The organism is Candidatus Brocadia sapporoensis (genome assembly GCF_001753675.2).
Lineage (GTDB): Bacteria > Planctomycetota > Brocadiia > Brocadiales > Brocadiaceae > Brocadia > Brocadia sapporoensis.
In genome coordinates this window covers 1-2,749 of sequence record NZ_MJUW02000003.1, presented here as the reverse complement: position 1 = coordinate 2,749, position 2,749 = coordinate 1, and the positions used below count along the sequence as shown (strand labels likewise).

The window sequence follows — 2,749 nt, the reverse complement described above, 5'->3', positions numbered from 1 at the left end:
CCCGTTTTCCCTATCGGCTCCTAACTATTCTGAGAAAATATTCTCTCTCACCATCCGTTTCGCTGAATAGTTACGTTTCCTGTAGTAAAAACCTCAAATCACCTACTGCGCTATCATAGACTTTTTCATCCTTCCCTTTCGCTTTATACCATACTACAAATGTATGAAATTTCCAGGCTGAACACAAATCCCACACGCCTCCACACAAAGGCTTCCTATGGGCTGTGACAACCGAATCTACGGTCCTATTTACTGTTAACCAATTTGCTGCTTCTTTTTCCCAAAATGATGCATCAAAAATATTCTAAAACATTTTCGTTGAATGGTTACTATATTAGAGCCATATCTGAAGAAAAAAGTTCAGTCCATTTTATCAACAGATATTCCTGATGTATTCCTGTCTCCATATAATGGACAGGTAATTGAAAGATTAATTGGAGCAATACAACCCGATAAGCCTATGGAAGAAGCGCCAGAGATACAATGTTACGAAACAAGCCGTGGGCCAGACTTTACTACAGCAGAGGTCGATTTTTGGACAGACAGGGATGTTCGGGAAGTTATTCACAGCCATTCAAGTTATATCTTCGGTTACAGGGTGGTATGGACAAACTTGTTTGTCCATGTTGTTTGAATATACACACGGATTTGGAATATATCACACTGACAAACAAGGTTTGTCAGCGCTACTTTGTAGCCCGCTTAAATAAAATGAAAATTCCTATACAATTAAATTATACTATGACCTTAATCCAGCGACAACAAACGAAAATAAGAATTTAGTGAGCGAAAGTGACAAAAACAAACCCCTAAAACATCTCAAAGCCATCTTCAAGACCGTCCCATGCATCCACAGCGCACTCAAAACGTGTTATTTTTCTTTACCAATTGCAATAAAGTACGTACAGAAGAAGCACTGTTTCCCTACCAGAAGAGACTTCTTTTTATGCTGTATAGAAAAATACAAACTACGGTCCCTCATCCACTGCTTGTAGCCATATTCAGGGATGGAATCGCCTTCCGTGCACGAACAAAATCCTCCCTCCACCGATGCATGGTTGATGTTTTCATCCGTATCTGGCGTCCATTCGTGGTTATCCCGGAGGCTATCAGTCCTGTACAACGCTGTATCCTTTTGATGTGCTTCTTCCGGTATGGTTTTGTCAACATCAAATCCCGTATCCAGAGCGACACATTATAGGCCAGTTGCGCACACAAAAGATATACCCAGTTTGCAAAAAACTCTCCCATCGGAAGACGGCTCAGAAACTCGTTCGTAAAACAGGCAAATCCTTTTTTCACATGTTCCGCGCTTTGCATGGGTCTTCATAAGATCCAGGACATTGCATTTACGATTGGTTACTACCGCATAGTAAGAATATGCCATAGACCTAAAGAACGAGCGCGGGTCTGTCTTGTTTTTTTCCGCTTCCTCTTTATCAAATACCGATACTCTTTTGGTCATCCCACAGGCTGATACGCTACTTCGGTATACTCAACGGTATCGTCTTTATTATCTCTTTGCCAGGCATTCTCTGGGAGCGCTTCTATCTTATTCATCAGAGGACCAGTCTGATCCGCGGGAATACTAAACTCCCACCCCTCTTTTTCACATATCGCTACAACCTCTTTGTTGTAGCAGGCAGAGTCGCTTTGAAGGTATATCTTCTTTTACCTGGATGGGTATTTTTCTCTTCATCCTCCTCAAGAATGCCACCATCTTTGCACCGGGATGCGTATTTCCGGAACGAAGCTCATTGTGAACCAACTCGTCCGTTTCATCAACAAAGGCTGAAGGGAATATATCCCGTTGTAACTCCTCGATGCCCCTTCTTTCTTTTCCCCGTATACTTCATGCACTTTACATCGACATCTATCGTCCACGGGGTAACGTCTGTACGATTCCTATACACGTTCTGCCCTATTTCTCTAAACGCCTTGTTCATTTGAAAAATATGACCAGGAGAAAAACGCCTGCAAAAATCTCCCGCCGTGGTTGGGTCATGAATATCGTTTCTCCCTATCGCCATCCGAATGGCAACGTCTTCCCTTTCCCTTGTGGCAGTCAAGGGCTCTTTAGTTACTTCCAATCGTATCGTATGACCTGGTCGAATACTCAGGGGAAGTCCCTTTTGTGCTCTTTCGAAATCTTCATTTTCACCTTTTGTATGAATTGGCCTCCTATGGGTTAATACCTGCCTTTGCCCATAAAAACATAAGCCTTTCATGTCTTTTTTCAACGACTATTTTAAATTTATCACTGGATTAAGGGTTGAAATTAAATTTGAATTGTTAAAATTGCAGTTGTGTGGGTTAGATTGAAAAAAGTAAAATCCAACGGTTTGATTTTCTGTATAAAGATTGCAGTTACAACATTACTTTTGTTATATGTTACTACCATAAAAAAAGTGGCCAGTGTTTATGATTTAAAATATTTCATGGTTTTTTTTAATAATTGTTAGGTTTCGGTTGATCCAACCACAAATCTCTTGACTGGATGTTTTATTCTCAGCTTCAGTAGTTTCTGAACCGGAATTTAGCGTGACGATTTTATCCCACAATATCTTGCTGCCATCTGCACTGTAAAATTCATCCATGAACAGATTATTTAGGTCAAGGTTTAATTTTTGCTGAATCAGTTGCATTAAGAATGGCTTCGTATCAATTAATATAATCCCCAACGTTGCCTTCGACTCAGCATTGTCCGGTTAGGAAATTGCGTAATACAGGTATCAAGAAAAACGAGAAA

The 2,749-nt window shown here is 40.5% G+C and carries 4 protein-coding genes; 1 reads left to right on the top strand and 3 read right to left on the bottom strand.

The features are described from left to right. Window positions 1–322 precede the first annotated feature (322 nt). Window positions 323–634: a hypothetical protein gene (locus tag BIY37_RS00075; protein ID WP_070065817.1), complete on the top strand. Its 312-nt coding sequence runs from the start codon at window positions 323–325 to the stop codon at window positions 632–634. Between the two features lie 344 nt (window positions 635–978). Here BIY37_RS00075 and BIY37_RS00070 read toward each other — a convergent pair whose 3' ends face one another. The 3 genes from BIY37_RS00070 to BIY37_RS00060 form a co-directional block, all read right to left on the bottom strand. Then, window positions 979–1,320: a transposase gene (locus tag BIY37_RS00070; protein WP_070065816.1), complete on the bottom strand. Its 342-nt coding sequence runs from the start codon at window positions 1,318–1,320 to the stop codon at window positions 979–981. Window positions 1,321–1,781: 461 nt separating this feature from the next. Further along, window positions 1,782–2,228 (bottom strand): hypothetical protein, encoded by a 447-nt coding sequence (locus BIY37_RS00065; RefSeq protein ID WP_070065815.1) that lies wholly within the window; start codon window positions 2,226–2,228, stop codon window positions 1,782–1,784. Window positions 2,229–2,426: 198 nt separating this feature from the next. Continuing rightward, complete coding sequence (locus BIY37_RS00060) at window positions 2,427–2,681, bottom strand: hypothetical protein (protein ID WP_143299097.1); 255 nt, start codon at window positions 2,679–2,681, stop codon at window positions 2,427–2,429. Window positions 2,682–2,749 lie beyond the last annotated feature (68 nt).